The following is a 25,560-nucleotide window of genomic DNA, read 5'->3' on the forward strand; positions in this document are numbered from 1 at the left end:
CCGGATCGTCTCTCTCCTCTCGGTCTGCTCCCGTCTGCCCCTCAGCGCGCCGTCACCGTGATCTGCCGCGGCTGCGCCTCGGCGGCCTTGTTCAGCGTCAGCGTCAGCACGCCGTTCCTGAGGACCGCAGAGGTCTTCTCGGGGTCGACCTTGCTCGGCAGCGTGAAGCTCCGGCTGAAACGCACCCCGCCCCGCTCCTTGCGGTGGACGAGATAGCCCTCCGGCGCGTCCGACTTGCGCTCTCCGCTCACGGTCAGGACGTCCTGGTTGAGCGAGATCTGGACGTCCTTCTCCGTCAGACCCGGAAGATCGGCCTTCACGACAAGCGCGCTGCCCGTGTCGAACAGGTGAATGCGCGGGCCGGGCGTGTACCGCGACGACGGGTCGAACTCGCCGCGGAGCGACGATCGCGGCGCGTCGTACTCCTCGAACGCCCGATCCATCCGCCGGCGAAGCTCATCCATCATGGCAAACGTGCGATCGAAATCCGTGGTTCGGTTCAGCATGACGACTCCTCCATGACCCCCGCGCGCGGCGCGCGCCGGGGCCTCGCCCGCGGCGCCGTCACCCCTGCTCGCGACGGCCCATTTATTGTAGTGTTACGGGACCTTGGCTCCGAGAGCCGGTCTCCTCGCACCGCCCAATCTTTGCACGGCGCCGGGGGTGTCAAGAGCCGCGCCAGCCCTCCCGCTCACCGCGCCGGACCGGGAGGAGGGCGAGCTCGACGGGCATCGCCACCCTCCCCAGAAGAACCTCCAGGACACCCAAGGACGCCTCCAGCTGCGACAGCCCGGTAGATCGACCAGCGTTGAACAACCCTGGAGTCAGGTTCGAGGTAGTGGTACAAACCATGGACATGCTGATCCGCCCGCCCGCTCCCCGCCGCCCGCGGCCCGCCCGCCTCCTCTCGGCCGCCTCCGCCGCGACGCTGGCCGTCGCGCTGGTCTCGGGCGCCGCGCTGGCGCTGCCGCCTGTGGGCGATCGGGCGCCGAACGCCCGCGTCGAGGACGCCGACGGCCGCGAGCTCCAGCTCAAGGCGCTGCGGGGCAAGCCGATCCTCATCGTCTACGAGGACAAGGACTCGACGACGCAGAACCAGGCGCTCAAGGACGCGCTGGCGAAGCTCGCGAAGGGCGACCGCTACAAGCGATCCATCGCCGTCACGGCCATCGCCGACGTGAGCTCCTACGACTTCTGGCCGGCGAAAGGGTTCGTGAAGGACGCCATCCGCGACGAGTCGCGGAAGGTCGGCGCGACCATCTACTGCGACTGGGACGGCACCTTCCGCGAGGCCTACCGGCTCCGCCGCGGCATCAGCAACGTCATCCTCGTCGGCAAGAACGGCCAGGTGCTCTTCGCGGCCGAGGGCAAGCTCAAGCCCGAGGCGCAGACAAGGGTCCTCGACCTGCTCCGCAAAGAGGTCGACGGCTGACCGCGGCGCGCGCGCAAGCCGGCGCGGCGCGCGCTCAGTTCGCGTCCTTGCGGCGCCGGCGCGAGAGCAGCGCGGACTCGACCTGCGTGCGGATCTCCGCCATCTCCGGGGCCGCCACGAGGCCGCCGCGCGCCTCGATGAACGGCCGGAGCGCCTCGGAGCCGGCGCCGCCCACGATCCACGGCGCGTCCCGGCAGGCGTCGGCGTAGGCGTCGATGAGCTCGCGCGCGGCCGGCGGCGGCGGCGGGATCGCGACCGTCAGGGCGATGATGTCCGGCGCGAGCGACTCGACCGCGCGCGCGATCGCGGCAGGCGGCGTCCTCGGGCCGAGCACGATCGAACGGAAACCCCACGCGCAGAAGCGCAGGCCGATGCCGAACAGCCCGAGCACGTGATCCTCGTCGGCAAAGGCGGCGAGCAGCACGCGCCGCCCGCTCTCGCCCGGCTGCGCCAGCCGCAGGAGGTGCATCAACGTCGCGCCGAGGACCTGCGAGGCGAGGTGCTCCTGCGCGACCGTGATCTTCCCCTCGTGCCAGAGGTCGCCGATGCGCTCGAGCGCCGGGCCGAGCGCGCGCTCGAAGATCGTCACCGAAGGGCCGAGCGACAGGGCCCGGTTCACCTCGGCCTCGAGGCCGTCCGGATCGAACCGGATCGCTGCGTCGACGATGCGCTCGCTCGCGCCCGCGAACGCGTCGCCGCCGTTCATGTGCACCGGCGCGCGGGGCACCTCCGTCTCGCGCACCATGCGCGCCGCCTCGGCCGCGGCCATCCCGCCGTTCACGTAGTCGCGCATCTTCTTGATCACCGCGACATCGTCATCGCTGTACAGGCGATACGCCGACGCCGTGCGCGCAGGGGACGGCACGCCGTAACGACGCTCCCACGCGCGCAGGGTCGCCGAGGACACGCCACACATCTTCGAGACGGCCTGGATTCTGTAGCGGCTCAAGTGAACGACCCTGGTGGACCCGCCGAGCCGCGGCCGCCAGCGCCGGCTCGAAGCACCGAGCCGGCGGGCGGCGCAACCCCAGGAAGGCCAGCTTGCGCAGATGTTTTCGCCTTTGTCAAAGGCTAGTACAAACATTATCCTGGGCACCATGCGAAACACCAGCGCTTCTTCGGCGCATGAAGAGCGGCCCGGCCCGTCGCCGGGCGACGACGGGGCCGCCCGGCGGCAGGCGCCGCGCGCGGCGGGCGCCCGTGGGGCGTCGCGCGCGCCGCGCGCCGTCGTGATCGGCAGCGGGTTCGGGGGCCTCGCGGCGGCCGTGCGGCTCGGGGTGCGGGGCTACGAGGTCACCGTCGTCGAGAAGCTCGACGAGCCGGGCGGGCGCGCGTACGTGCACCGCCAGGACGGCTTCACCTTCGACGCGGGGCCGACCGTGATCACGGCGCCGTTCCTCTTCGAGGAGCTCTGGCAGCTCTGCGGCCGGAACCTGGCCGACGACGTCGATCTGCGGCCGGTGACGCCGTTCTACCGGATCCGCTTCCACGACGGCGTGACGTTCGACTACACGGGCGACGCCGCCGCGATGCGCGCCGAGGTCGCGCGCCTGTCACCCGGCGACGTCGCGGGCTACGAGCGCTTCGTCAAGACAAGCGAGGCGATCTTCCGCGTCGGGTTCGAGGAGCTCGCCCACGTGCCGTTCGGGTCGTGGACGGACATGGCGCGAATCGTGCCCGACATGATGCGGCTCGAGAGCTACCGCACGGTGTACGGGCTCGTCGCGAAGCACGTGAAGGACGACCGCCTGCGCCAGGTGCTGAGCTTCCACCCGCTGCTCGTCGGCGGGAACCCGTTCTCGACCACCTCGATCTACGCCCTGATCGCGTTCCTCGAGCGCAACTGGGGCGTGCACTTCCCGATCGGCGGCACGGGCGCGCTGGTGCGCGGGCTCGTGTCGCTCATCGAGGGGCTCGGCGGATCGGTGCGGTGCGGCGCCGAGGTGCGGCGCATCGCCGTGGAGGGCGGCCGCGCCCGGGGCGTCGAGCTCGCGTCGGGCGAGCGGCTCTCGGCCGACGTCGTCGTCTCGAACGCGGACTCGGCGTGGACCTACAGGCACCTCGTGGCGCCCGAGGCGCGGAAGCGCTGGACCGACCGGCGCATCGAGCGGCAGCGCTACTCGATGAGCCTCTTCGTGTGGTACTTCGGCACGCGCCGGCAGTACCCGGACGTCGCGCACCACACGATCCTCCTCGGGCCGCGGTACAAGCCGCTGCTCGAGGACATCTTCGAGAAGCACGTGCTCGCAGACGACTTCAGCCTCTACCTGCACCGGCCGACCGCCACGGATCCGGCCCTCGCGCCGCCCGGCTGCGACGCGTTCTACGTGCTGTCGCCGGTGCCGAACCTGCTCAGCGGCACGGACTGGCCCGCGACCCAGGAGCGCTACAGGCGCTCCATCGCGGCGCTGCTCGAGGCGACCGTCCTGCCGGGGCTCGAGGGCGCGCTCGCGAGCTCGCGGCTCCTCACGCCGCAGGACTTCCAGGACCGGCTGCTGTCGTTCCGCGGCGCGGCGTTCGGCCCGGAGCCGGTGCTCACGCAGAGCGCCTTCTTCCGGCCCCACAACGCGAGCGAGGACATCGAGCATCTCTATCTCGTCGGGGCAGGGACGCACCCAGGGGCCGGTCTGCCCGGGGTGCTCTCGTCGGCGCGCGTGCTGGATCGGGTGGTGCCGGATGCATCGAAGTTCCGTTGAGGCGTCGGCGGCGGACTTCGCCGCGTGCAGGGCGCTCCTCCGCAAGGGATCGAAGAGCTTCGCCGCCGCGGCGCTGCTGCTGCCGCCGCGCGTGAGGGAGCCGGCGGCGGCGTTCTACGCGTTCTGCCGGGTCGCCGACGACGCGGTCGACGAGCTCGGCGAGCACGCCCCGCCGTCCGCGGCCGCGGCGGCGGTCGCGGCGCTGCGCGAGCGGCTGGCGCGCGCCGCGGCGGGCGCGCCGGACGACAGCCCCGTCGACCGGGCGCTCGCCCACGTGATGGCAGAGCACGGGCTGCCGCGCGCGTTCATCGAGGCGCTGCTCGAGGGGCTCGCGTGGGACGCGGAGGGGCGCCGCTACGAGACGCTCTCGGAGCTGAACGCCTACGCGGCGCGCGTGGCGGGCACCGTGGGCGCGACGATGTCGACGCTCATGGGGGCGCGGGGGCCCGACGCGCTCGCGCGGGCGTGCGACCTGGGCGTCGCCATGCAGCTCACGAACATCGCGCGCGACATCGGGGAGGACGCCCAGCGCGGGCGGATCTACCTGCCGCTCGCGTGGCTGCGAGAGGCCGGGATCGAGCCGGACGCCTGGCTCGCGCGGCCCGCGTTCGACGACCGGCTGGGGCGCGTCGTGGCGCGGCTGCTCGCCGAGGCGGAGGTGCTCTACCGCCGCGCGGGCGCCGGCATCCCGATGCTGCCGCGCGACTGCCGCGCGGCGATCCAGGCGGCGCGGCTCATCTACGCCGACATCGGGCGCGTCATCGCGCGCCGCGGCTTCGACTCGGTGTCGACGCGCGCCGTTGTGTCGCCCGGCCGCAAGGTGTGGCTCGTGCTGCAGGCGCTCGTCCGCAGTCCGGTCGCGCCGGAGGAGGAGCGCGAGCACGGCGCGGCGCCGCCGCTCGACGAGGTCCGCTTCCTCCTGGAGGCGGCGCGATGAGGGCCGGAGCAGGCGGCGCGGCGGGCGCGGCGGCGCGGGAGCTCGACGCGGCGCGCGGACGCGTGCGCGAGGCGGGCGGCGAGGCGCTGCTCGCGCGCCTGGAGCACCTCGACGCGGCGCGGGTCGCGCCGGCGCCGCAGACGGGCCTCGGGCGCGCGCCGCGGCCGCCGGACCGGGGCGCGGCGGCCGACTACGACGTGGTGATCGCCGGCGGCGGGCTGTCGCTCCTGCTCGCGCCGATGCTCGCGGCGGCCGGGCTGCGGGTCGCGGTGCTCGACAGGGCGCGGATCGGCGCGGCGCACCGCGAGTGGAACGCCGGGACAGCCGAGGTCGAGGCGCTGTCGGCGTCGGGGATCTTCGCGCAGAGCGAGGTGGAGCGGCTCGTTGTCGCCCGCTACGTCGAGGGGCTGTGCCGCTGGCACGGCGGCGGGACGTACCCGGTGCGCGGCGTGCTCGACCACGCGATCGACGCGGGGGGGCTGCTCGCCGCGGCGCGGGCCCGGGCCGAGGCGCTCGGGGTGACGCTGCTCGACGGGCACGCGCTCCTCGGGCACGCGGAGGGGCCGGACGCCGTCGCGCTCGCCGTGGCCGAGGCGCGGGCGGGCGCCGCGCCGCGCGATCTGTCGGCGCGGCTCCTCGTCGACGCGCGCGGCGCCGCGAGCCCCTACGCGACCGCGGACCTTGTCTGCCCGACCGTGGGCGGCGTGCTCGCGGGGCTCGCGGAGGGCGATGGGGAGCGGCGGATCCGGCCGGATGTCGGCGAGATCCTCGCCACGACGGAGGACGTCGAGGAGGGCAGGCAGCACCTCTGGGAGGCGTTCCCGGGGCGGCCGGGCGAGACGACCGTCTACCTCTTCTATTACGCGCGCTCCGGGGACGTCGGGCCGGGCGCGCTGCTGTCGCTCTACGCGCGGTTCTTCCGGCTCCTCTCGCGGTACAAGGAGGGCGACGCGCGGCTCGTCCGGCCGACGTTCGGGTTCATCCCCGGCTGGTCGCGGCTGTCGGCCGCGCCGCGCGCGCCGGGGCGGCGGGTGCGGCTCGTGGGGGACGCGGCGGCGCGGCACTCGCCGCTGACGTTCTGCGGCTTCGGCGCGAACGTGCGCGAGCTCGCGGCGACGGCCGTCGACCTGGCGCGCGCGGCGCGGGATCCGGGCGCGCCCAGCACGGCGCGCGACGCGCCGGTGCACTCGGGCACGGGCGCGCTCGCGGCCCTGATGGCGAGGCCGGCCGGCGGGGCGAGGGCAGGGGAGATGAACGCGCTCCTCAACACGGCGTTCGCGGTGCTCCACGCGATGGGCAACGACGCGTACGCGGCGCTGCTGCGCGATGAGATGCAACCTGGCGATTTTGTTAGATTTTTGCGCGAGACGGCGGCGCGGCGGCCCGAGGTGTACCGCGAGGTCGTGAGCGCGCTGCCGCTCCGGGCCCTCGGCCGCTGGGGAGCGGGGCTCGCGCGGGAGCTCTACCGCGCCCGCTGAGGGGCGCGCTCGCCGAGGGGGGCTCCGGCGGAGGGGCGTCCGGGCGCGGCGCCCGCCGAGGGGCGCCCGGGCGCGGCGCCCGCCGCTGCCCGGCGCGCGAGGACGAGGGGCCCGAGGAACAGGCCGTACGGCGGGCCCCCGGTGCTGTGGTGGACGCGGTGCGCGTCGCGGACGCGCGCGAGGTAGGGGATGCGCGCGAGGCCGGAGACCGGGAGCCGCCGGTGGACGAGGCCGTCGTGGACGAGGACGTAGGCGGCGCCGAAGGCGGTCATGCCGAGGCCGAAGCCGTAGGCGGCCTCGCGCAGCGGGCCCGGCGCGCCATCGCAGCCGTAGATGATGAGCCCGGCGGCGATCGGGGCGTGGAGGAACGCGAGCGCGTCGTTCTGCTCGAAGGCGCCGCGCCGCTTCGTGTGGTGGGAGCGGTGGATGCTCCAGAGGGCGTGGTGCCAGACCCTGCCGTGGAGGAGCGCGGCCCACACCTCCATGGTCGCGAAGGCGGCGAGCGCCGTGGCGATCCAGATCGCGAGCGAGAGCGTCACGACGCCCTCCGCATGCGGAAGGGCAGGAGGAGCTGGACCCAGGGGCTGGCGAAGCGGTCGAGCGAGAGGGCCTCGTGGACGACCATCGCCGGCTTGCCGCCGAACGTCGCCGTCGCCAGAGAGCGCGCGTAGAACGGCGTGTCCTCGTAGGTGCGGAGGAGCCGCGGCGCGGAGCCCGGGTCGGCGGCGATGTCCCGCGCCATGCCCCAGCGCGTGCCGCCGAGCGGCCGCGGGGTGAGCGGCGGGAGCTCGCGCGCGCCGCCTCCCGCGTCGAACGCGGGCGAGAGGAGCATGCGCGTGCCGTCCCGGCGCCGGACGTCGTAGGTGAGGGCGATCCCGTCCGCCCCGAGCGCGCGGGACCAGGTCCAGCGCTCGAAGGCGTGCTCGAGCGGCTCATCGCCGGAGTTCGTGTCGAGGTAGGCGCTGCCGGAGAAGCGCAGCGACGGGTGCGTGAGCTCGACCTCGGCGCGCGCGATCGGCGCGACGGGCGCCCAGCGATGGCGCCCCCGGCCGTCCAGCGCGACCCCGGGCTGCGCGCCGCCCGCGCCCGGCGTCGCGGGCTCGGGCGCCGACGGGCGGAGGCGCACCGTCCCGGAGAGCCGCGAGGGCACCGGCGCCGTGATCTCGTCGAAGGCGACGCGGAGCTCGCCCCCGGCCCACTCCATCAGGCTCGGGCCGATGGCGAGCGACCGCGGCGACCTGAAGACGGCGCGCCGCGGCCGCTCGGTCAGCGCCCAGCGATCGGCGCGCGGGCCGTACAGCGCGACGTTCATCGCGCAATGCATGAGCGGGTCCGCGGCGCCGCGCGCGCGGGCCCTCGCGTAGTACGGCGAGAAGACGCTCCCGAGCATCGCGATGATCGTGAGCGCGCTCCGGCCGTCGTCGCTCACCGCGTCCAGGTACCACCAGGCGTAGCCGCCGCTCGGGATCTCGAGGTCGAAGCGAGGTCCTCCATCACGCTCCGCGCCGCGAGCTGGCCGCTCAGCGCCGCCATCGGCACGCCCGCCCCCGGGTGCGCGCTCCCGCCCGCGAAGTACAGGCCCTGGAGCTTCGAGCGCGAGGCCGGGCGCGCGAAGGTCGAGCTCCACCCGTGAGACACCGGCCCGTACAGCGCGCCCCCCGTCGCCGGGAACATGCGCTCGAAGTCCGCCGGCGTCGTCACCACCGGGGAGGGGCCCGCGCTCTTCAGCGAGAGGCCGGACCTCTGCAGTCGATGGAACACACGCTGCTCGCATTCTTGGATCTCCGTGGATGAGGGGGTGTGCATATCACCGGTCGCGGGGGCGTTGAGGAGGAAGAACAGACGCTCTCCGGCGTGCGCCTCCGGGGGCGCGCCGGCCGCGGCCCCGCCGGGCCCCGGCGACGGCTCATCCCAGCGGTCCTCGGCGCAGACATAGACCGTGGCGTCGCGCGGGACCGCGGCGCGCTCGAAGAGGTCGCGGAACTCGGCCTCGTAGTCCCCGGAGAAGAAGACGTTGTGCCGGAGGAGGGGAAAGCCGCTCACCTCGGCCACGAGCGCCCAGGTGATCGCCGAGAGCGACCGCGGCGCGCTCGCCGGCGCCTTGCCGGCGACGCGCTGGCCGAACAGGCCGCTCCGCAGCGCCGCCGGGTCGGCGTTCATCACGATCGCGTCGGCCTCGATGCGCTCGCCGCCCTCGAGCACGACGCCCCGCGCGCGGCCGCGGCCCTCCTCGATGGCGGCGACGCGCGCGCCGCAGCGCAGGGTCGCCCCGGCGCGGGTCGCGGCCGCGGCGAGCGCCTCGACCACCCGGTACATCCCGCCCTCGGGGAACCAGAGGCCCTCGCGCTCCACGTGCGCGATCACGCTCAGCGTCGCCGGCGCGAGGTACGGCGACGAGCCGCAGTAGGTGGCGTAGCGCCCGAACAGCTGCAAGAGGCGCCCGTCCGCGAAGAAGTCGTGGAGCGCGCGGTGGAGGGTGCGATGCCCGTCGATCTTCATCATCCCGCCGAGGCCCAGGCTGCCCGCCGTGCTCAGGATCGTCTTGAGCGTGGGCCGCTCCGCGCGCAGGAACGGCGCCTCCACAACGTCGAAGATCTCGCGCGCGTACCGGCAGAACCGGCGGTACCCGTCCGCCTCCCGCGCCCCCGCGAGCGCGCCGATCGCGTCCGCGGTGCGCTCGACGTCGGCGAAGAGATCGAGCGTCGACCCGTCCGGCCAGACGTGGCGCGCGAGCGTCCCGGCAGGGCGGAGCGGCACGTGGTCCCCGAAGCAGAGCCCGAGCGACGCGAAGATCTCGTCGAAGACCCACCGCATCGTGAGCACCGTCGGGCCGGCGTCGAGGCGGCGACCCCCGAGGGCCACCTCGCGCATCTTTCCGCCGACGCGCGCCGCCTGCTCGAGTAGCACGACGTCGAGCCCGTTCGATGCCAGGAGCGCGGCCGCGGTCAGCCCGCCGATGCCCCCGCCGATCACCACGACGCGATCTCCCTTGTCCGCCATGGAGCCGGAGTTTACCCGTCGCGGGCGGTTTGTCTATACTTTGTGTAAACGTTGTTCAAACCATTGACAATGCCCTGAACCTCGTCAAAAGTCGTCCGTCATGGATTTCGATCGCCGGATCGAGCGCGTGCTCCGCGTCGCCATCGAGTCGCTCTCCTCGCCCGCGTCGCCGCCCGCTCTGCTGGCGGCGACGCACCACGCCCTCTTCCCCGGGGGCGCCCGCGTCCGGCCACGGCTGTGCCTGGCCGTGGCCTCGGCTTACGGCGATCCTGCGCCGGAGGTCGCCGACGCGGCGGCGGCGGCGGTCGAGCTCATCCATTGCGCGTCGCTGGTCCACGACGATCTCCCCTGCTTCGACGACGCGCCGATCCGGCGCGGCCAGCCCTCGGTCCACCGGGCCTTCGGCGAGCCGATCGCGGTGCTCGCCGGCGATCAGCTGATCGTGCTCGCCTTCGAGGCGCTCGCGCGCGGCGCCTTCCACGCGGTGGCGAGCGGCGTGTCCGACGCGCGGAGGGCGGCCCGGTTCTTCGAGGTGCTCGCGGGCGGCGTCGGGATGCCCCAGGGGATCATCGCCGGGCAGGCGTGGGAGTCGGAGGCGAAGGTCCCGCTGTCGGCCTACCGGCGCGCGAAGACGGGGGCGCTGTTCGAGGCGGCGGCGGCCCTGGGCGCGCTCTCGGCGGGCCAGGACGGGGCCGCCTGGGGCGACCTCGGGCAGCGCATCGGCGAGGCGTACCAGGTCGCGGACGACGTGCTCGACCTGATCGGCCAGCCGGAGGACATGGGCAAGCCGGCGGGGCGGGACGGGGCGCTCGGGCGGCCGAACACGGCGCTGGAGCTCGGGCTCCCCGGGACGACCCGGCTGCTGCAGCGGCTCATCCAGGACGCTGTCGCGTCGGTGCCGCAGTGCCCGCGGGCCGACGCCGTGCGGTCGTGGGCGGTCGAGCTGGGCGACAGGCTCCTCCGGGTTTGCAAGATCCGGGATGCGGCGCTCCCGAGCGTGAGCTCGATGTAGCGGCCTCTGCCCGGGGCGCCCGTCCGCGCGGAGGGGGTGTTCGCGCGGGGCCTACGGTTGTTTGAGGGGCGCCGTCCGAGACTTAGGATTTGCGGAGGAACAGGCGTGGTTGCGCGTCGCCGGACGGAAGACGAAAAGGGGCTTCGGGAAGGGCCTTAGCGCGCTGTCGAATCGAGACAGAGAGCGTGCGGGCCGGCTCGACGAACACTGGTTGAGATGCCATTCTCGGCGGGCCTTTCCGCGCCTGTCGCGGTGGGTAGGACCGTGGAGCGGCGCAGAGGTGGTTGCCCTGCGTCTTGTGAAATAAGGGGTGGGTCGTAGTCCGCGATCGGGGGGATTGGGGATGAGGGCGATTCGGGAGCAACACGCCACCATCGTTTCTCGCAAACTCGAGGCCGATAGCCCAGGGGGAATGCGCGAGGCGATCACCTCCGTCGAGCAGCTCGCGCGCGTCGCGCGCGGGCGGCTCCGGGACCGGGTGGTGGACGTCGGGAGCCCGACGAACGCAGGCCTGCGGGGCGCGCCGAGGAGCGCGAGCTTCGTCCGCGCCGGCAGCGCCGCCGTGCCGCTGCACGTGTCACGGATGCTGCTCGATCGACACCAGCTCGCCGCTCACGCGCTCGCCCACCTCTACGCGGAGATCGAGGCCTGCCGCTCGCTCGCCAGCTGGGCCTGCGAGGCGGGCGGCGAGGCCAGGGCCGTCGCCGAGGCCCACGCAGGGGCGCTGCTCCTGTCGCTGCGCGGAGGCGTCGATCTGGGGGGCGGAGAGGTCGCGCCGCTCGGCGAGCTCGAGCTCCGCGATGACGAGGTCGCCAAGGCGATCGGACACCCCGCGGTCGCCGCGTGGGCGCGCGACGCCGGCTCGGGCGCCGCCGTGGCGTCGCTCGTGCGCACGGCCGCGGAGCACGGGATCCCCGGCTGCGGCGGCGCAGAGGACGAGCGCGTCGGATGGATACGGCACAACATGCGCGACTTCGTCGAGCGCCTCGTCGAGCCGCTCGCCCCGGAGATCCACCGGCGCAACGGGCTCATCCCGGAGTCGATCGTCCGCCGTATGGGGGAGTTCGGGGTGTTCCGGCTGGCCACCGCGCCCGAGCACGGAGGCGACGGGCTCGGCGCGGCCGCCATGGCCGCCGCCGTCGAGGAGCTCGCGCGCGGCTCGCTCGGCTTCGGCGTGCTCACCATGACAGCCTCCATCGCGCTCGACCTCCTCGCCCGATCCGGCACCGACCTCCAGCGCAGGACCTGGCTGCCGCGCATCGCCGGCGGCGAGGCGCGCTGCGCCCTCGCGTTCTCGGAGCCCGCCTACGGGTCGGACCTCGCGCGCGTCGCCACGCGCGCCGAGCGCCAGGCCGACGGCAGCTACCTCATCACCGGCAAGAAGGCATGGGTCACCGGAGCGTCACGCGCCGACCTCGTGCTCACCCTCGCGAGGACCACGACGCCAGGCGGACAGGGACAGCAGCCGCTCGGGCCAAGCCTCTTCGCCGTCGCCAAGCGGCGCGGCGCGCCGGGCGCCGACTTCCCGGACGCAGGGATCGCCGGGGCCGAGGTGCGGGCGCTCGGGCAGCGCGGCATGGGGCACTACGAGCTCCGGATCGAGGGGCTCCAGGTCGGCCGCGAGGCCCTGCTCGGCGAGCGCGAAGGCGAGGGGATCGCCCAGATCCAGCGGTCGCTCGTGATCGGTCGCGTCTACGCGGCGGCGTGCGGCGTGGGCGTGGCGCAGGCCGCCCTGGAGCTCGCGCTCGAGCGGGCCAAGACGCGCGTGCAGTTCGGGTCGCAGCTCATCTCCTTCCCGCGCGTGGCGCACCGGCTCGGCGGGCTCATCACCCGCGTCGCGGCCGCGCGCCAGCTCACGCGCGCCGCCGCGCAGGCCGCGGACACGGGACAGCCGTGCGAGCTCACGTCCGCGATGGCCAAGCTGTTCTCGAGCCGCGCGGCCTGGGACGCCGCCGACGCCTGCATGCAGATCCACGGGGCGAACGGCTACGCCGAGGGCTCGGTCCCGGCGCGGCTGCTGCTCGACGCCCGCAGCCTCTTCTTCCACCTGGGCACGCGCGAGGTGCTCGCGCAGGGCATCGCGCGCGCCCTGCTCGAGGGATCGCTGCCCTGAACGGGCCCGCTCCGCCGCGGCGGAGCGCGCCGTGGACGAGGGCGAGCGCGCGCCGGCGTGTGCGCGGGGGCACGCGGGCGAGGGCCCGGGCGAGTGTGCGCAGGCGTGGTTGCGATCGGCGCCGTCGTCAGCGGTGCGCGCCTGTGCCATCATCGCGCGGACCGATGGTCCGCGTCCGCTCTCCTCGCTACGGCCGCAAGCTCGACGATTTCACGGTGGGCGCGGTGTACGCCCACCCCTGGGACGTCACCGTGGACGAGGGGATGCTCGCGCTCTTCGCGGCCTCGTTCCAGGACGCGATCCCGACCTACTCGAGCCGCGTCGCGGCCAGAGCGGTGGGGCTCAGGGACAGGCCGGTGAGCCCGCTGCTGCTCCTCAACCTCGGGATCTCCTTCAGCGTTCACGACGTGAGCGAGCAGGCGATCGCGCACCTCGCGTACATCGACGTGCGGTTCCCGGAGGCCTGCTATCCAGGGGACACGCTGCGCGCGAGCTCGATGGTCATCGGCAAGAAGCCGGTCTCGACGGGCGACAAGGGCGTCGTCCACGTCAGGACGCAGGTGGTGAACCAGTACGGGCTGCTCGTCTGCTCGTTCGAGCGCAAGGCGCTCGTGCCCCCCGGCCGCGTCGCGGAGCGCCCCGCCGACGCGCCGCACGCGGTCGTGCAGCCGGACGGGACCCCGGCGCGCCTGCCGAAGGAGCTCGACGGCCCGCTGCCGCCGCCGGCGCGCCAGGGCGGCTTCGCCTGCTTCTGGGACGACTTCGAGGTGGACGACGTGCTCACCCACGAGGTGGGCCGGACCGTCGGTGACAGCGAGCACATGCAGCTCGCGACCCTCCTGCGCAACTCCCACCCGCTGCACCTCGACGAGCAGTACTGCAGGGCGAGCTCCTTCGCGAAGACGCGCGTCGTCCACGGGGGGCTCGTGCTGTCCTGGGTGCTCGCGCTCTCCAGCCGGGACACCGCCGGGTGCGGCGTCTGGGACCTCGGCCTCGACGACGGGGCCCACCCGAGCGGCGTGCTCGCGGGCGACACGCTCTTTGCCGCGTCGAAGGTGATCGCCCGTGAAGAGGCCGGCGCAGGCGCCGGGAGCGTCACCTTCCGGATCGTCGGCGTGAAGAACACTCCGCCGCGCGCGCTGCTCGAGCAAGGGGCCGATCTGTTCACCCCCGAGCTCGGAAAGACCGACGGCAGGGTCAAGGAAAAGGTCGTGGAGATCACGCGTACGCTGCTCGTGCGCCGACGGAGCTAGGCGCGCTCGCGGCATGGGTCGCAGAAGAGGGATCCCCCGCGGGGCGCGCCGCGGCATACAATGCGCGGCCATGAGCACCGCCCCGCCACGACGAGGAGCAGGACGGCCATGAGCGCGGCTGCGAGCCGTGAGCTCGACTCACTCCGCGCGCGCGTCGCCGAGCTGGAGCAGGCGCTGTGCGACGCCCACGCGTCACGCCAGCGCGCCTCCGCCGCGGATCCGAGCGGCGCGCGGGGCCCCGCCTCCATCGGGTGGGAGGCGCAGCTCGACGAGGCCGAGCGCGCGGCGCAGATGGGCAACTGGCTCTGGGAGCTCGGCTCGAACCACGTCACCTGGTCGCGGCAGCTCTTCCGGATCCTCGGCTGCGACCCCGCGACGGACAGGCCGTCGACGGAGACGTTCCTCGCGGCCATCCACCCCGACGACAGGGAGCGGATGCACGCCGGCATGCGGCTGGCGATCGAGACCGGAGAGGGATCGGGCGCGAGCGCGTTCCGCGTGCGCCACCGGGATGGCACGGTGCGGGAGTGCCTCCTGAGCAGCCTGCCCGTCATCGAGGGGGCGGGCCCGCCCACCCGCTTCTTCGGCGCGATCGTCGACCTCACCGAGCGCCGCCGCGCCGAGCAGGAGCTCCGCCGCAGCGAGCGCATGCTGAAGGAGGCGCAGCGCATCGCCCTCGTGGGCAGCTGGTCCTACGACCTCGCGTCGCGGACCATCCGCTGGTCCGAGGAGCTCTACCAGCTCCTCGGCGTCGACCCGTCCGTGCGCCCGACGTTCGAGCTCTTCGCGGGCCTCATCCACTCGGAGGATCGCCACCGCGTCTTCGGCGGTGCGGAGAGCGCCTCGCCGCTCGGCATCGCGAGCCCCGTCGAGTGCCGCGTCGTGCGTCCGTCGACCGGGGAGCTGCGGCACATGCAGATGGCGGCGCAGCTGCTCACCGACGACACAGGGGAGATCACCGGGCTCGTCGGCACGAGCCTCGACATCACCGAGCGCCGGCGCCTCGAGGAGCAGCTCCTGCACAGCCAGAAGCTCGAGGCGATCGGGCGCCTGGCCGGCGGGGTCGCGCACGACTTCAACAACATGCTCACCGCCATCTTCGGGCACAGGGAGCTCGCGGTGCGCAAGGTGTCGCCGTCGTCGCCCGTCCTCGATCACCTCACGCAGATCGGCACCGCCGCGGAGCGCGCCGCGGCGCTCACGCGGCAGCTGCTCACCTTCGCGCGCAAGCAGCTCATCCAGCCGACCGTGGTCGACCCGAACGCGCTCATCCTCGGCGTCGAGCCGCTCCTCCGCCCGCTCGTCGGCGAGGACGTGGAGCTCGCCGTGCTGCCGGGGAGCCAGATCTGGCCCATCCACATCGATCGGGGCCAGTTCGAGCAGCTGCTCATGAACCTCGCCGTGAACGCGCGCGACGCGATGCCCGCGGGGGGCCGCCTGACCATCGAGACAGCGAACACGACGATCGGCGCGGGCGACGCGGAGCGGACGCCGGAGCTCGAGCCAGGCGACTACGTGGAGCTCACGGTCACGGACACCGGGCAGGGCATCGAGGACGCCATCCGGCAGTACGTGTTCGAGCCGTTCTTCACGACCAAGGAGCCGGGCAAGGGATCGGGGCTCGGGCTCGCGACGTGCCACGGCATCGTGAAGCAGCACGGCGGCCACATCTGGTTCTCGAGCGCCGCCGGCCAGGGGACGCGCTTCACGATCTGCTTCCCGCGCGTGCGCGGCGCGCCTTCCGAGCAGCCCGCGAGGGCGCCCTCCGCCGTCGCGGGGGGCGGGGAGACGGTGCTCGTCGTGGAGGACGAGGCGCAGGTGCGCGACCTCAGCGTCGCCGCGCTGCGCTCGTTCGGCTACTCGGTCCTCGCGGCGCGGAACGGCAAGGAGGCGGTCGCGCTCGCGGCCACCCACCCCGGCGCGATCCACCTGCTCGTGAGCGACGTGGTCCTCCCGGACGCGCGCGGCCCCGCGCTCGCGGCGGCGCTCGCCCGCGCGCGCCCCCCGCTGCCCGTCCTCTACGCCTCGGGCTACACGGAGGACTCCCTCTTTCCGGCCGACCTGCTCGACGGGTCCGTCCACTTCCTCGCCAAGCCGTACACGCCGACGCAGCTCGCCAGGGCGGTGCGCGCGGTGCTCGACGCGTCCGCGCAAGCGCGACGGGCGAAGGGCTCGGGCGACGCTCCGCCGCCGGCCTCGACCGCCGAGCGCCTGCAGTGAGCGCGCCTGTGCGCGCCCGGAGGCACGCGCGCACAGGCGGCGGTGCCGGAGCGAGCGGCGTGCCCGCGCGCTCGGGCACACGCGCGCTCCGCGCTGGCCCGAGCGGCCCGGGAGCCTCTATCCTGGACAGGCGGCTGTCTCGATGAAGATCCGGGGCTCAGCGCTCATGCACGCGAGGACCTACCTGCAGACGCGGTGGGGGAGCCAGGCCATGTCGGCCCTCGACGCGAAGCTGCCCGCCGCCGCCCGCGCGGTCTTCTCCTCGCCCGACCTCGTGGCGCACAGCTGGTACCCTGTCTCGGTCTGGAACGCCATCGCGGACGAGATCACGAGATGGCCGAGCAAGGCCGGTGTCATCCGCGATCTCGCGGCCTACGTGGCCGAGCAGGACCTGACGCTGGCGCACAAGGTGCTCCTCAAGCTCGGCACGCCCGCGCTCGTCATGCGGCAGGCCGGCGTGATGTGGGGCATGTATTTCAACGGCGGCCGGCTCGCCCCGCTCGCGGAGGGCGAGCGGTTCTTCCGCCTGATCCTCTATCTCGGGGTCGATCCGCAGTCCGACCCGGGGCGCCAGACCTGCAGGGACGCCGTGCCGGCGTGGCAGGAGAACGCGCTCCGGCTCGCGGGCGCGCGAGGCGGGCAGAGCCTCCACACGAAGTGCCGTTTCGAGGGACACCCCACCTGCGAGTACGAGGTGCGCTGGCTCCGCTGAGGCCGCGGCGGCGCGGGCGCGTCAGGTCTTTGTGCAGAACGCGAACAGGTTGACCTGCGCCTCCTCGGCGCGCACCTCGACGGAGGTGGTCCCGAACTTCGAGCGGGAGAACAGCGTCCTGAGATCATCCGAGCTGCGGTGGATCAACTCCCACTCGAGGACGTGGTCCATGAAGGCCTTGCTCGGGTTGTTCACCCCGAAGTTGCCCACGACCGCGATGCCCCCGGGGAGCAGCTTGTCATGCATGCAGTTGAGGAGGCTCACGACGAGGTCGTCGCGCAGATAGTCGGTGAGCCCGATGCTGTAGATCATGTGCTGGGGCTTGAGCACCGTCCTGCCGCGGCCGTGGGCGAGCCGCACCACGTTGTCCTGGGCGAAGCTGAAGCGGTCCATGACGCCGAGATCCTCGGCGATGCCGGCGGCGTAGGCGAGGGCCTGGTTGTCGATATCGATGCACGTCGCCTTGATGTCGGGCGGCTCGCCCCCATCCGCGAAGAGGTCGAACAGCTCGCGGGCGGGCCCGCTCGCCAGGCTGGTCACGAGGACCGGGCCGGACCCGTGCACGTGGAAGGCCTCCCGGAGCGCGCGGCTCAGCACGCCCCGCCTGTTCTTGACGGCGCGGCAGGCCTCGATCGCGAGCCCCCACTGGTCGATGAAGCGGCCGAGGCGGCCGTCGCCGGCGGGCTCGTCGTTGTACATCATCTCGATCGTGTAGAAGTCGCCCGCGTAGCCGCGCGGCTTCGTGTAGCACCGGTCGACGGTGCGGCTCAGCATGAAGAGCGAGAAGGTCTCGCGGAAGACGTAGGCGCCGATGCCCTTCTCGAGGTGGCGCTCGCGCTCGATGTGCTCGCGCAGCGCGGACACGATGGTCTGGCACGCGGCGCTCACCTTCTCCTGGATCTCCGCCTCGGGCTGCTTGGCCTCCTTGACCATCCTGTCGGCGATCATCATCTCGAACTTGAACTGTTCGACCGTGTCGATGAGCTTCGGAGGGATGTTGTTGGTGCCGGCCTGGCCCGTCCTCGCCGCGTGAAAGCGGTTGACCTGGGGCACGTCCTCGACGAGGAGCGGGGGGAGCATCGCGGTGTTCTCGCGGAGGCGCTGGGCGAGCATGATCGCGAGGGACTGGTAGAAACGCGCGGCGAGGCCGGGGACGGAGGCAAGCAGCGAGTGGACATACGGGCCCTCGATGACGTCGAGGGTGCACTCCTCGCGGGCGACGACGGAGGCGCTCGCGGCGGCGCTCTCGAGGAACGACATCTCGCCGAAGATGGCGCCGGGGCCGAGCTGGCGGAGGGCCACGCCGCGCCCGAGGTGGGCGACCTCGACCCCGACCAGGCCGCTGCGCACGATGAAGATGCCCTGCCTGCGCGAGCCCTCCTCGAGGATCTGCTCGCCCGGTCGGTAGGTGACGCAGGTCGACTTCTCCAGCAGCAGCCGCTCGTCATCCTGGGTCAAGAACTCGAAACCTGTCGTCATGATGCCTCCCGACCACCGTAGGCGCCTCGGCGTCGCGGCGAGCCGGATCCCTCCCCGCCGCGGCGACAGGACGTCCACGCGTGCGCCCCTTCTACCACGACGCATCGCGACCTCGCTGGGGCATGGCGCGCCTCTCGAGGCCCAGCCCCGATCCGCGCCGCGGCGCTCAACGCGATAACGCGCGCGCGCCGCTCACGGCGGGGCGCAGGCCGCGAGGCCGCCGTCCTCGGCGAGCACCAGCACACAGTTGCGGAGCACATCCATTCCGGCAAATCCGTCCGACGGGCAGGTCCCCCTCCGCTGGCCGGGCAAGAGATCGAGTTCCGCGGCGGCGTCGAACCCCGCCAGGTGGAGGCGCGCGCCTGACAGCACGGGGACGGTGTGCTTGCCTGAGGCGGCGTAGGCGCTCCTGCCGCCGGCCGCCCGGTGCGACAGCCGCTTCCCCGCCGGCGCGGCGGCGAAGAGCGAGCTCTGTGACGCGCCCGAGTCGACCTTCAGCGTGACGGCGATCCCCTCGACGGTCGCCTTGACGGTGAGCTCGCGGCCCTGGTTCGGGCCGCCGCAGTGGCCGAGCTCCGCGATCGCGGCCTCGCCGAACCGCGCCCGGAGCGAGCGGGCGGCCTCGTCGCGCGGCGCCTCGGTCATCCGTCCCTCGCGCAGGTCGAGCACGACCGCGCGGCCCGGCGCGGCCAGCGCCTGCGGCGCGAGGACGCCGCCGATCCCGAGGCGCTGCAGCGCGTCGGGGACGGGGACGACGAGCAGCGCGGGGGCGTCCACCGCGCCCCACCCGGCGAGCGCGAGGGTCGCGCGCTCGATCCGGGAGACCGGCACGGGCCGGCCCGCGTGGTCGACCGCGACGTCGCCGGCGGTCGAGAGCGGCAGCCCGAGCTCGTCGGCGAGCCAGCGGGCGATCACGTGGTGGGAGGCGCCGGTGTCGACGATCAGCGCGGTCGGCTGGCCGGCGACGACGGCATCGATGAGCGGCGAGGGGAACGGGCGGTCGTTGAGCTCGAACTGGAGGCTCGCCCGGCGCCCCCCGGCGCTCGCCGGCGCCGCCGGCCCCGCGCTCGCCGGCTCCGCGGGCGGAGGTCCGTGGGCGGCGTCGACGGCCGGCGCCGCGCCGTGCGGCGAGGCCGGCGCCGCGCGGACCGCGGCGGGCTCGGCGCAGCCGGCCACCGCGAGCGCGACGGCTGCGAGGGGGATCGAGAGCGCGAGGGCCGCCCTCCCACGAGCGCGCTGCACCCGCATCATCCGCGCTCGGCCTGCCGCGGTGAGGGACGGCCCCGGCGCCGGGCCTCGCCGCGCTCGCCTCTCTCCGGAGAGGTGGAGAGTCTCTCTCGCATCGTCATCAAGCCATCCTTGGCCGGCGCTCGACCTCGGTCAAGCGGGCTCTGCCGGTGACCCCGGAGCGCCGGTTGTCAGCCGGCTCGTCCGGCTTCAAGGTTTGCGCAGGAGAAGGCAAACGCATGATCCACATCGAGGCGAGGCACGTGATTCACTGCGACGAGGACACCTTCTGGGAGCTGTTCTTCAGCGGTGAGGTCAATGAACGGATGTACCGCGACGTCCTCAAGTTCCCCTCGTTCGAGGTGCTGGAGCAGCGGGAGGACGAGCGCACGAGGGTGCGCAAGGCGACCGGGCAGCCCCGTATCCATGCGCTCCCGGCCGCCCTTCAATCGATGCTCGGGCCGAACTTTCGTTACATCGAGGAGAGCGTCTTCGACAAGGCCGCGCGGACCTGGAGCTGGACGATGGCGCCGAGCCTGCTCCACGATCGGCTGCGCAATTCGGGCACCCTGCGGGTCGAGCCGTCGGGCCCCGGCCAGGTGACGCGCGTGGCGAGGGCGACGATCGAGGCGAAGATCTTCGGCGTGGGCAGGGTGCTCGAGGGCATCATGGAAAAGGAGATGCGCGCCGGCTGGGACGACAGCGCGGCGTTCCTGAATCGATGGATCGCGGAGCACCCCGCCCGGGCGGCGGCGAGCGTTCAGCCGGCGTGAAGGGGGCGCGTTTTGCGCGGCCGACCAGGCCGAGAGGCCATCACGGATCCAGGGCGGCGCCGAGGCGGCGCTCCACCTCGGCGCGGGTCGGATAGGAGGGCTGGCACCCCTCGCGCTCGACCGAGAGGCCCGCCGCCGCGATCGCGAGCCGCAGCGCGGCCTCGATCGCCATCCCGGAGGCGAGCCCGCCGGCGAGCACGCCCGCGAGCGCGTCCCCCGCGCCGGTCGTGTCGACGGCGCGGGCGGGCAGGGCCGGGAGCTCCTCGCCCGAGGGCAGCAGCACCGCACCGCGGGCGCCGCGCGTGAGCACCACGCGCTCCGGCAGGTGACCGCGCAGCGCCTCGTGCTCGAGCTCGTTGACCACGGCGAGATCGAACCGGCCGACGAGCGCAGGGTCGATGGCGTTGACGGGCGATGGGTTGCAGATCGACAGCGCGCCGTCGGCCCGCGCGGCCGACAGCACGCCGTCGATCGCCTCGGCCGGGATCTCGCCCTGACAGAGCCAGACCGAGGCCCCGCACGGCGAGGGCGGCGCGACGAGCGCGTTGGCGCCGGGGATCGCGAGGATCTGGTTCTCCCCGGCGTCGTCGACGCAGATCAGGGCCACGCCCGTCGTCGCGCCGCGGTGGACTGCCACGGTGGACTGGTCCACGCCGCATTCGGTGAGCGCGGCGGCGCAGAGCTCGCCGTGGGCGTCGTCGCCGCGCGCGCCCGCGAGCCGCACGCGGGCGCCGGAGCGCGCCGCGGCGACCGCCTGGTTCGCCCCCTTGCCGCCCGGCGCCACGAGGAAGCGGCGGCCCAGCACCGACTCGCCCGGGCGCGGCAGCCGCGGGCCGTAACCGAAGAGATCGGCGGTGATCGAGCCGCAGATCGCGAGCAACCCCATGTCCGCCGCATACCACGAACGCGTCGGCGCCGAGCCGCTGGACGGCGCCAATGAGCCGATGAGGCGGCTGCTCCAGGCTCAGCCGCCGAGCGCGCCGTCCAGGTGGCGGGACCCCAGCGTGAAAAGGAGGACGAGCAGCGTCGTGCGACCGAACAGCCATGCGAGCGCGCGCAGCGGCCATCTCTCCTGGCGCGCCGCCTCGCTCCGCGTCCCTTCGGCCAGCTCGTGCTCCCCTTTGCCGGCCCGCGAGGGCCTGTGTCTCCGCGCCCTGTCCCTCCTCTTCTGTGCCGACTCGCCGGCGACCTGGGCCGGCGAGCGCGTCGCCGGCCGCGGGCAGATCTCGGCGTCGAAGAGCAGTGCGCCGTCTGGGGCGTAGCGCCGCGCTCCCGAGCTGTTCTCGAAGAGCCAGACGCCGTCGTCGACGGCGAGGAGCACGGAATCGCGCCACACGCGGCCGGCCGGGCCTTCGAGGCAGGGGCGGAGCTCCTGGTCCTCCGGTCGGGCCACCCAGAGGCGACGATGGTTGAGCACTCCGACGAGCCCGCTCGGGCTGACCGAGAATGCGAGCCTATCGAGCGAGCCGTCCTTCGGATTGACAAGGAACGTCCTGAGCGCGCCGCGCGGATCGACGACATCGAGCCTCACCCCGCGGTGGCGGGAGAGGACGCCGAGCCCGCCGCCGGGCAGGCGCCGGACGACCTTCACGCCGCGTCGGCCGAGGACCGCTCCGGGGAGCACGGCGGCATCGCCTTGCACCACGGCGATGCGTCCCCTGTCGACCCGCAGATGAAGGCCGAGCGCGCGCGCCACCCGCCCGTGGAGCGACGCGAGCATCGAATCGCTGGTCGCCTGTTTCCCGAGGGAGGCGCCGGTGGCGCTATTGAGCACCTCGTGTCCGTCTCGGGAGTAGAGGAGGATGCGTTCACCGTCCGACGCGAGGCCGAGCGCCTGCTTCCCGATCTTCCCGGGCATGCGCTCGCGCCGGAGCCACCGCACCCGGAGATCCGGGCCGAGCGCCACGACGACGCGCTCATGCACCTCGTCGTGGCTGCGCCGCGGCTCGGTCCACTCTCCGGTGGAGAGCGAGAGCAGGACGAACCCACCGTCGTCGAGCGGTGCGACCCTGGGCGCCTCTCTCCAGTCGAAGAGCCCCTCTTGCACCGGGGCGGCGCGCCCGCTGACGGGGGCGAACCGCTCCGACGCGATGAGCCATGTTATCGGGGCGCGGTCACGGACGCGTTGCGAGGAGGCTTCGGGAACGTGAGGGACCGCGGTGCAGCGCTCGCAGCCTGCTGCGGGGGCGCTCGAGTCGCCCGCAGCGCTGCAAAGGGCGCAAGAAGACGGCTCGACGCCCGCGGTGCCGGGGCGCTCGGCCGCGGCGCTGATCTCGGCCTCCTCTCCAAGGAGGAGCGCCTCGGGATCGAGGCCGGCGATCGGGATGGCCGCCGGCCAGCGGCGACGCGCGTGCTGCGTCCCGCAGCTCGAGCACGAGAGGGGTGTGAGCGCGCTCGAATCCAGGGAGAGCGGCGCCCGGCAAGCGCGACAAGCGGGCTTCGATCGAGAAAATTCGAGTGACAGTGACATTTCCTGCACGCGCTGCACCTCGCCCGGCAGCAGGCGCGGAGCGCGGTAGAGCGGTTCGCGTAGCATGCGATGCCACACGCGGTTTGCGATCTCGGTGAACGTGCCGCACACGGAGCAGAAGATCTTCGTGTCGACCCGGTTGATGGGCAGGATCGCCTGGCAATACTGGCACCGCCCCCGCATCGTTACGCACAGCGCATCCACGGCAGCGTCCTCGCTTCTCGGCCTTCGTCCCGCGCGCCACGCCCGAGGACGGTGAATGATAAAAGCGACATCGGAGACGAGATGTCAAGTCACAGTTCCGCGGACCTGAGTTGATCGAAACTGCAATGGAATCTGCTCCGCGCTGGAATCCAGTCTGCCGGTTGCTCTCGTTGGTGGGTTGCCGTCGTCGATGGCGCCCGTTGCGCTTTCACACGGAGCGGGTGCGCGATACTGCGGTTGCGGGACCGCGAGGGTGGCCGTTGAGGGGGAGCCGGCGCGGTGATCCCTGGTGAGCATCTGTACAGCAGAGTGCGCTTCGGAGTTGTGGCCGGGCTCCGGCGTGTCGTTTCCTGCCCCTGCTCGATGTGCCGGCGTGCATGTCCGGGCCGGCTCGAAGGCGGCGTGGCGCTCTACCTACCTATCTGCCGGTCAGTCGGCGAGCCTCGCGGCCACGGCGTCCGTCTTGCCGGCCGCGAGCGCGCCGGCGCGGCGGACGACGCCGAGGAACTCCTGCTGATCGCCCTTGCTGGACGCCGCTGCCCTCGCGATCTTCTCGATGTCGGAGAGCCTCCAGGAGCGCGCATGCGGGCTGTGGCGCAAGATCTCGGAGAAGCCGGCCACCGCGGACGCGAAGCGGAGGTCGGCCGGCGCCGCGTCGAAGGTGGGCGCGATGGCGCCAGGAGCCATCTTGACCAGCGTCTCCTCGGCCACGTCCGAACCGAGAGGCGCCTTGTGGCGGAGGCGCACGACGACCGGCGCCGCGCCCTCGCCCCTCTGCGCCGAGGCCTTGAGCTCGACGTCGTAGAGGGCCGTCACGCTGTGCCCGGCGCCGATCTCGCCCGCATCCACCTTGTCGTTCCGGAAATCCCGGTCGGCCACGTCGCGGTTCTCGTAGCCGATGAGCCGGTAGCTCTTGACGAAGCTCGGATCGAAGTCGACCTGGATCTTCACGTCGCGCGCAATGACCTGGAGCATCCCGCCGACCTGCTCGGAGAAGACCCGCCGCGCCTGCGCCTCGCTGTCGATATAGGAGTAATTGCCGTCGCCCTGGTTGGCGAGCTGCTCCATCATGAGATCCTTGTAGTTGCCCTGGCCGAAGCCGATGGTGGACAGCGTGATCCCCTTGTCCCGCGCGCGCTTGATCGTCTTCAGGATCTCGTCGTGGGAGGTCGGGCCGACGTTCGCGTCGCCGTCGGAGAGCACGACGACGCGGTTGATGTGCCCCTTCACGAGCGTCTGCTCCGCCAGCCTGTAGGCGAGGTCGATCCCGCTCGCCATGGCGGTGGAGCCGCCCGCGCTGAGGTCCGCGATGGCAGCGAGGATCTTCCCCTTGCTCTCGATGCCGGTCGGCGCCAGCACCTCCCGCACGCTGCCCGCATAGGTGCAGAGCGCGACCGTATCCCCTGGCTTGAGCGACTCCGTGAGCATCTTCAGGCTCTTCTTCGCGAGCTCGATCCGGTCCGGCGCGTGCATCGATCCGCTTGTGTCGACGAGGTACACGAGGTGCACCGGCGTCCGATCCTTGACCGGCACGCGCCTGCCCTGGACCGCCACGCGCACGAGGTGGTGGCCCACCGTGAACGGCGAGGGCGCGGCCGCGAGGTGCACCGCGAACGGGCCCGTCGTGGGCGCCGCATAGCCGTAATCGAAGTAGTTGAGGAACTCCTCGGCGCGCACGGCCTGATAAGGGGGCAGCGCTCCGTCCAGGATCTTGCGGCGCGCGATCGCGTAAGAGGCCGTGTCCACGTCGATCGCGAACGTCGAGAGCCGGTCCTTCGCGGGGTCCTCGACCGGGTTGACGCCATAGTCGCGGTACGACTCGCTGCCCTGGGGCTCGGGCGCCGTGACGGCGACCGCCGCGGGCGGGGCAGCGGGGCGCGCCGGGGCGGAGACCTTCTTGGGCGCGGGCGCGGCGCCGGTCGCGCGGCCGCGCGCCTCCGGCTTGGCGGCCGACGTCGCGGTGGCCGACTGGGCCACCCGCACCGGCGAAGGCGAGGCAGGAGCCGCCGCAACGGGCGGGGCAGGCGGGGGCGGGGCGGCCACCGCGGGCGGGGCCCCGGGGGCGGCCACCTCGGCCTTCTCGTCCCGAGCGGCGGACGCGCGGTCCTCTTCTTGCGGAGCGTCGTACTCCGGCTGCATCGACTGCCCGGCGGCGGTGCCCGTCGGCACGGCCGCCGATGCCGCCGCCGCCGGCTCCAGGGCAGGCGCAGCGCCGCAGCCCACGAGGAGCGCGGCGAGGAGAGAAGGGGCGACGAGATCGAGGGGTCGGGTGCGCATGAGGTGTCCTCCTTGAAGGGGATCGCGAGCGCGGATCCCCGCAGTACGTTCTCGTGGGGCGGTCATCGCCGACCCCGACACAGGTCCTTGCGAGGGCCGCACGCGCGGCCCCCCTTTGGCATCGTCCAGGGGCGAGACGGATCCCCCCGCCGCTCTCGCTGGGCGAAAGCCGCGTGTCGCCGGTTGTCCGGCGAGCCGACGGAGGGACCCTCGCGGCCGGGGCTCGCGGCGGCGGGCCCCCGGCGCGTCCGGGTGTCAGGGAAACGCGGTCGCCTCC

General features: G+C 73.4%; 20 protein-coding genes. 10 read left to right on the top strand and 10 right to left on the bottom strand.

The annotated features are described in order from the left end of the window. Positions 1-41: 41 nt before the first annotated feature. The gene (locus WMF36_RS03295) at positions 42-506 is read right to left on the bottom strand and encodes an Hsp20/alpha crystallin family protein (RefSeq protein WP_437578129.1); all 465 of its coding nucleotides are present in this window, start codon (positions 504-506) and stop codon (positions 42-44) included. Between the two features lie 344 nt (positions 507-850). Here WMF36_RS03295 and WMF36_RS03300 point away from each other — a divergent pair, with 344 nt between their 5' ends. Further along, positions 851-1,432 (top strand): TlpA family protein disulfide reductase, encoded by a 582-nt coding sequence (locus tag WMF36_RS03300; protein WP_437578130.1) that lies wholly within the window; start codon positions 851-853, stop codon positions 1,430-1,432. Positions 1,433-1,466: 34 nt separating this feature from the next. Here WMF36_RS03300 and WMF36_RS03305 read toward each other — a convergent pair whose 3' ends face one another. Then, positions 1,467-2,516 (bottom strand): MerR family transcriptional regulator, encoded by a 1,050-nt coding sequence (locus WMF36_RS03305; protein WP_437581847.1) that lies wholly within the window; start codon positions 2,514-2,516, stop codon positions 1,467-1,469. Between the two features lie 13 nt (positions 2,517-2,529). Here WMF36_RS03305 and crtI point away from each other — a divergent pair, with 13 nt between their 5' ends. From crtI to WMF36_RS03320, 3 genes are read left to right on the top strand one after another with little or no spacing between them, the layout of a single operon-like run. After that, the gene (gene crtI / locus WMF36_RS03310) at positions 2,530-4,128 is read left to right on the top strand and encodes a phytoene desaturase family protein (RefSeq protein ID WP_437578131.1); all 1,599 of its coding nucleotides are present in this window, start codon (positions 2,530-2,532) and stop codon (positions 4,126-4,128) included. Next, on the top strand, positions 4,109-5,065 hold the full coding sequence (locus tag WMF36_RS03315; protein ID WP_437578132.1) for a phytoene/squalene synthase family protein: 957 nt from the start codon (positions 4,109-4,111) through the stop codon (positions 5,063-5,065). The genes crtI and WMF36_RS03315 overlap by 20 nt, the downstream gene beginning before the upstream one ends. After that, positions 5,062-6,543: a lycopene cyclase gene (locus tag WMF36_RS03320; RefSeq protein WP_437578133.1), complete on the top strand. Its 1,482-nt coding sequence runs from the start codon at positions 5,062-5,064 to the stop codon at positions 6,541-6,543. Before WMF36_RS03315 ends, WMF36_RS03320 begins: the two co-directional genes overlap by 4 nt. On the opposite strand, the gene WMF36_RS03325 is transcribed toward WMF36_RS03320, so the two are convergent. From WMF36_RS03325 to crtD, 3 genes are read right to left on the bottom strand one after another with little or no spacing between them, the layout of a single operon-like run. Further along, positions 6,528-7,082 carry a beta-carotene hydroxylase gene (locus WMF36_RS03325; protein ID WP_437578134.1) on the bottom strand — a complete coding sequence of 185 codons (555 nt, stop codon included), beginning with the start codon at positions 7,080-7,082 and terminating at the stop codon, positions 6,528-6,530. The genes WMF36_RS03320 and WMF36_RS03325 overlap by 16 nt on opposite strands. Beyond that, on the bottom strand, positions 7,079-7,972 hold the full coding sequence (locus WMF36_RS03330; RefSeq protein ID WP_437578135.1) for a carotenoid 1,2-hydratase: 894 nt from the start codon (positions 7,970-7,972) through the stop codon (positions 7,079-7,081). The genes WMF36_RS03325 and WMF36_RS03330 overlap by 4 nt, the downstream gene beginning before the upstream one ends. Next, the gene (crtD, locus tag WMF36_RS03335) at positions 7,969-9,543 is read right to left on the bottom strand and encodes a 1-hydroxycarotenoid 3,4-desaturase CrtD (protein WP_437578136.1); all 1,575 of its coding nucleotides are present in this window, start codon (positions 9,541-9,543) and stop codon (positions 7,969-7,971) included. Before crtD ends, WMF36_RS03330 begins: the two co-directional genes overlap by 4 nt. A gap of 100 nt (positions 9,544-9,643) precedes the next feature. On the opposite strand from crtD, the gene WMF36_RS03340 reads away from it, so the two are divergent. The 5 genes from WMF36_RS03340 to WMF36_RS03360 all read left to right on the top strand — a co-directional run bounded on the left by WMF36_RS03340 (position 9,644) and on the right by WMF36_RS03360 (position 16,853). Further along, positions 9,644-10,555: a polyprenyl synthetase family protein gene (locus WMF36_RS03340; protein WP_437578137.1), complete on the top strand. Its 912-nt coding sequence runs from the start codon at positions 9,644-9,646 to the stop codon at positions 10,553-10,555. A 412-nt stretch (positions 10,556-10,967) separates the two neighbouring features. Further along, the gene (locus tag WMF36_RS03345) at positions 10,968-12,668 is read left to right on the top strand and encodes an acyl-CoA dehydrogenase family protein (RefSeq protein WP_437578138.1); all 1,701 of its coding nucleotides are present in this window, start codon (positions 10,968-10,970) and stop codon (positions 12,666-12,668) included. A 164-nt stretch (positions 12,669-12,832) separates the two neighbouring features. After that, the gene (locus WMF36_RS03350) at positions 12,833-13,921 is read left to right on the top strand and encodes a MaoC family dehydratase (RefSeq protein WP_437578139.1); all 1,089 of its coding nucleotides are present in this window, start codon (positions 12,833-12,835) and stop codon (positions 13,919-13,921) included. 108 nt (positions 13,922-14,029) lie between these two features. After that, positions 14,030-16,141 carry an ATP-binding protein gene (locus WMF36_RS03355; protein WP_437578140.1) on the top strand — a complete coding sequence of 704 codons (2,112 nt, stop codon included), beginning with the start codon at positions 14,030-14,032 and terminating at the stop codon, positions 16,139-16,141. A gap of 142 nt (positions 16,142-16,283) precedes the next feature. Beyond that, on the top strand, positions 16,284-16,853 hold the full coding sequence (locus WMF36_RS03360) for a hypothetical protein (protein ID WP_437578141.1): 570 nt from the start codon (positions 16,284-16,286) through the stop codon (positions 16,851-16,853). 21 nt (positions 16,854-16,874) lie between these two features. On the opposite strand, the gene WMF36_RS03365 is transcribed toward WMF36_RS03360, so the two are convergent. Together WMF36_RS03365 and WMF36_RS03370 are read right to left on the bottom strand one after the other, a co-directional pair. Beyond that, entirely contained in the window at positions 16,875-18,332 is a 1,458-nt protein-coding gene (locus WMF36_RS03365) for a cyclic nucleotide-binding domain-containing protein (RefSeq protein ID WP_437578143.1), read from the bottom strand. Between the two features lie 192 nt (positions 18,333-18,524). After that, a complete protein-coding gene (locus WMF36_RS03370; RefSeq protein WP_437581848.1) occupies positions 18,525-19,580 on the bottom strand; it encodes a retropepsin-like aspartic protease in 1,056 nt (351 codons plus the stop codon). A gap of 218 nt (positions 19,581-19,798) precedes the next feature. Between WMF36_RS03370 and WMF36_RS03375 the strand changes: the two genes are divergently transcribed. Next, positions 19,799-20,332, top strand: coding sequence for a DUF2505 family protein (locus tag WMF36_RS03375; RefSeq protein ID WP_437578144.1), 534 nt, complete (start codon positions 19,799-19,801; stop codon positions 20,330-20,332). Positions 20,333-20,372: 40 nt separating this feature from the next. Here the strand turns inward: WMF36_RS03375 and WMF36_RS03380 are convergent, their stop codons facing one another. From WMF36_RS03380 to WMF36_RS03390, 3 genes are all read right to left on the bottom strand, one after another. Continuing rightward, entirely contained in the window at positions 20,373-21,218 is an 846-nt protein-coding gene (locus WMF36_RS03380; protein ID WP_437578145.1) for a ribokinase, read from the bottom strand. Positions 21,219-21,296: 78 nt separating this feature from the next. Then, entirely contained in the window at positions 21,297-23,006 is a 1,710-nt protein-coding gene (locus tag WMF36_RS03385) for a hypothetical protein (RefSeq protein WP_437578146.1), read from the bottom strand. Positions 23,007-23,435: 429 nt separating this feature from the next. Further along, on the bottom strand, positions 23,436-25,283 hold the full coding sequence (locus tag WMF36_RS03390) for a vWA domain-containing protein (protein WP_437578147.1): 1,848 nt from the start codon (positions 25,281-25,283) through the stop codon (positions 23,436-23,438). Positions 25,284-25,560: the final 277 nt, after the last annotated feature.

This window comes from Sorangium sp. So ce887 (assembly GCF_051521455.1).
Taxonomy (GTDB): Bacteria; Myxococcota_A; Polyangia; order Polyangiales; family Polyangiaceae; genus Sorangium.

Excerpts from the sequence above, each read along its gene's own strand:
- WMF36_RS03390 (WP_437578147.1), bottom strand. The coding sequence starts at position 25,283 with ATGCGCACCCGACCCCTCGATCTCGTCGCCCCTTCTCTCCTCGCCGCG.
- WMF36_RS03340 (WP_437578137.1), top strand. The coding sequence starts at position 9,644 with ATGGATTTCGATCGCCGGATCGAGCGCGTGCTCCGCGTCGCCATCGAG.
- WMF36_RS03360 (WP_437578141.1), top strand. The coding sequence starts at position 16,284 with ATGAAGATCCGGGGCTCAGCGCTCATGCACGCGAGGACCTACCTGCAG.
- WMF36_RS03380 (WP_437578145.1), bottom strand. The coding sequence starts at position 21,218 with ATGGGGTTGCTCGCGATCTGCGGCTCGATCACCGCCGATCTCTTCGGT.
- WMF36_RS03375 (WP_437578144.1), top strand. The coding sequence starts at position 19,799 with ATGATCCACATCGAGGCGAGGCACGTGATTCACTGCGACGAGGACACC.
- WMF36_RS03345 (WP_437578138.1), top strand. The coding sequence starts at position 10,968 with ATGCGCGAGGCGATCACCTCCGTCGAGCAGCTCGCGCGCGTCGCGCGC.
- WMF36_RS03315 (WP_437578132.1), top strand. The coding sequence starts at position 4,109 with ATGCATCGAAGTTCCGTTGAGGCGTCGGCGGCGGACTTCGCCGCGTGC.
- WMF36_RS03350 (WP_437578139.1), top strand. The coding sequence starts at position 12,833 with ATGGTCCGCGTCCGCTCTCCTCGCTACGGCCGCAAGCTCGACGATTTC.
- WMF36_RS03320 (WP_437578133.1), top strand. The coding sequence starts at position 5,062 with ATGAGGGCCGGAGCAGGCGGCGCGGCGGGCGCGGCGGCGCGGGAGCTC.
- WMF36_RS03370 (WP_437581848.1), bottom strand. The coding sequence starts at position 19,580 with ATGCGGGTGCAGCGCGCTCGTGGGAGGGCGGCCCTCGCGCTCTCGATC.
- crtI (WP_437578131.1), top strand. The coding sequence starts at position 2,530 with ATGCGAAACACCAGCGCTTCTTCGGCGCATGAAGAGCGGCCCGGCCCG.
- WMF36_RS03365 (WP_437578143.1), bottom strand. The coding sequence starts at position 18,332 with ATGACGACAGGTTTCGAGTTCTTGACCCAGGATGACGAGCGGCTGCTG.
- WMF36_RS03355 (WP_437578140.1), top strand. The coding sequence starts at position 14,030 with ATGAGCGCGGCTGCGAGCCGTGAGCTCGACTCACTCCGCGCGCGCGTC.
- WMF36_RS03305 (WP_437581847.1), bottom strand. The coding sequence starts at position 2,516 with ATGTTTGTACTAGCCTTTGACAAAGGCGAAAACATCTGCGCAAGCTGG.
- crtD (WP_437578136.1), bottom strand. The coding sequence starts at position 9,543 with ATGGCGGACAAGGGAGATCGCGTCGTGGTGATCGGCGGGGGCATCGGC.
- WMF36_RS03295 (WP_437578129.1), bottom strand. The coding sequence starts at position 506 with ATGCTGAACCGAACCACGGATTTCGATCGCACGTTTGCCATGATGGAT.
- WMF36_RS03300 (WP_437578130.1), top strand. The coding sequence starts at position 851 with ATGGACATGCTGATCCGCCCGCCCGCTCCCCGCCGCCCGCGGCCCGCC.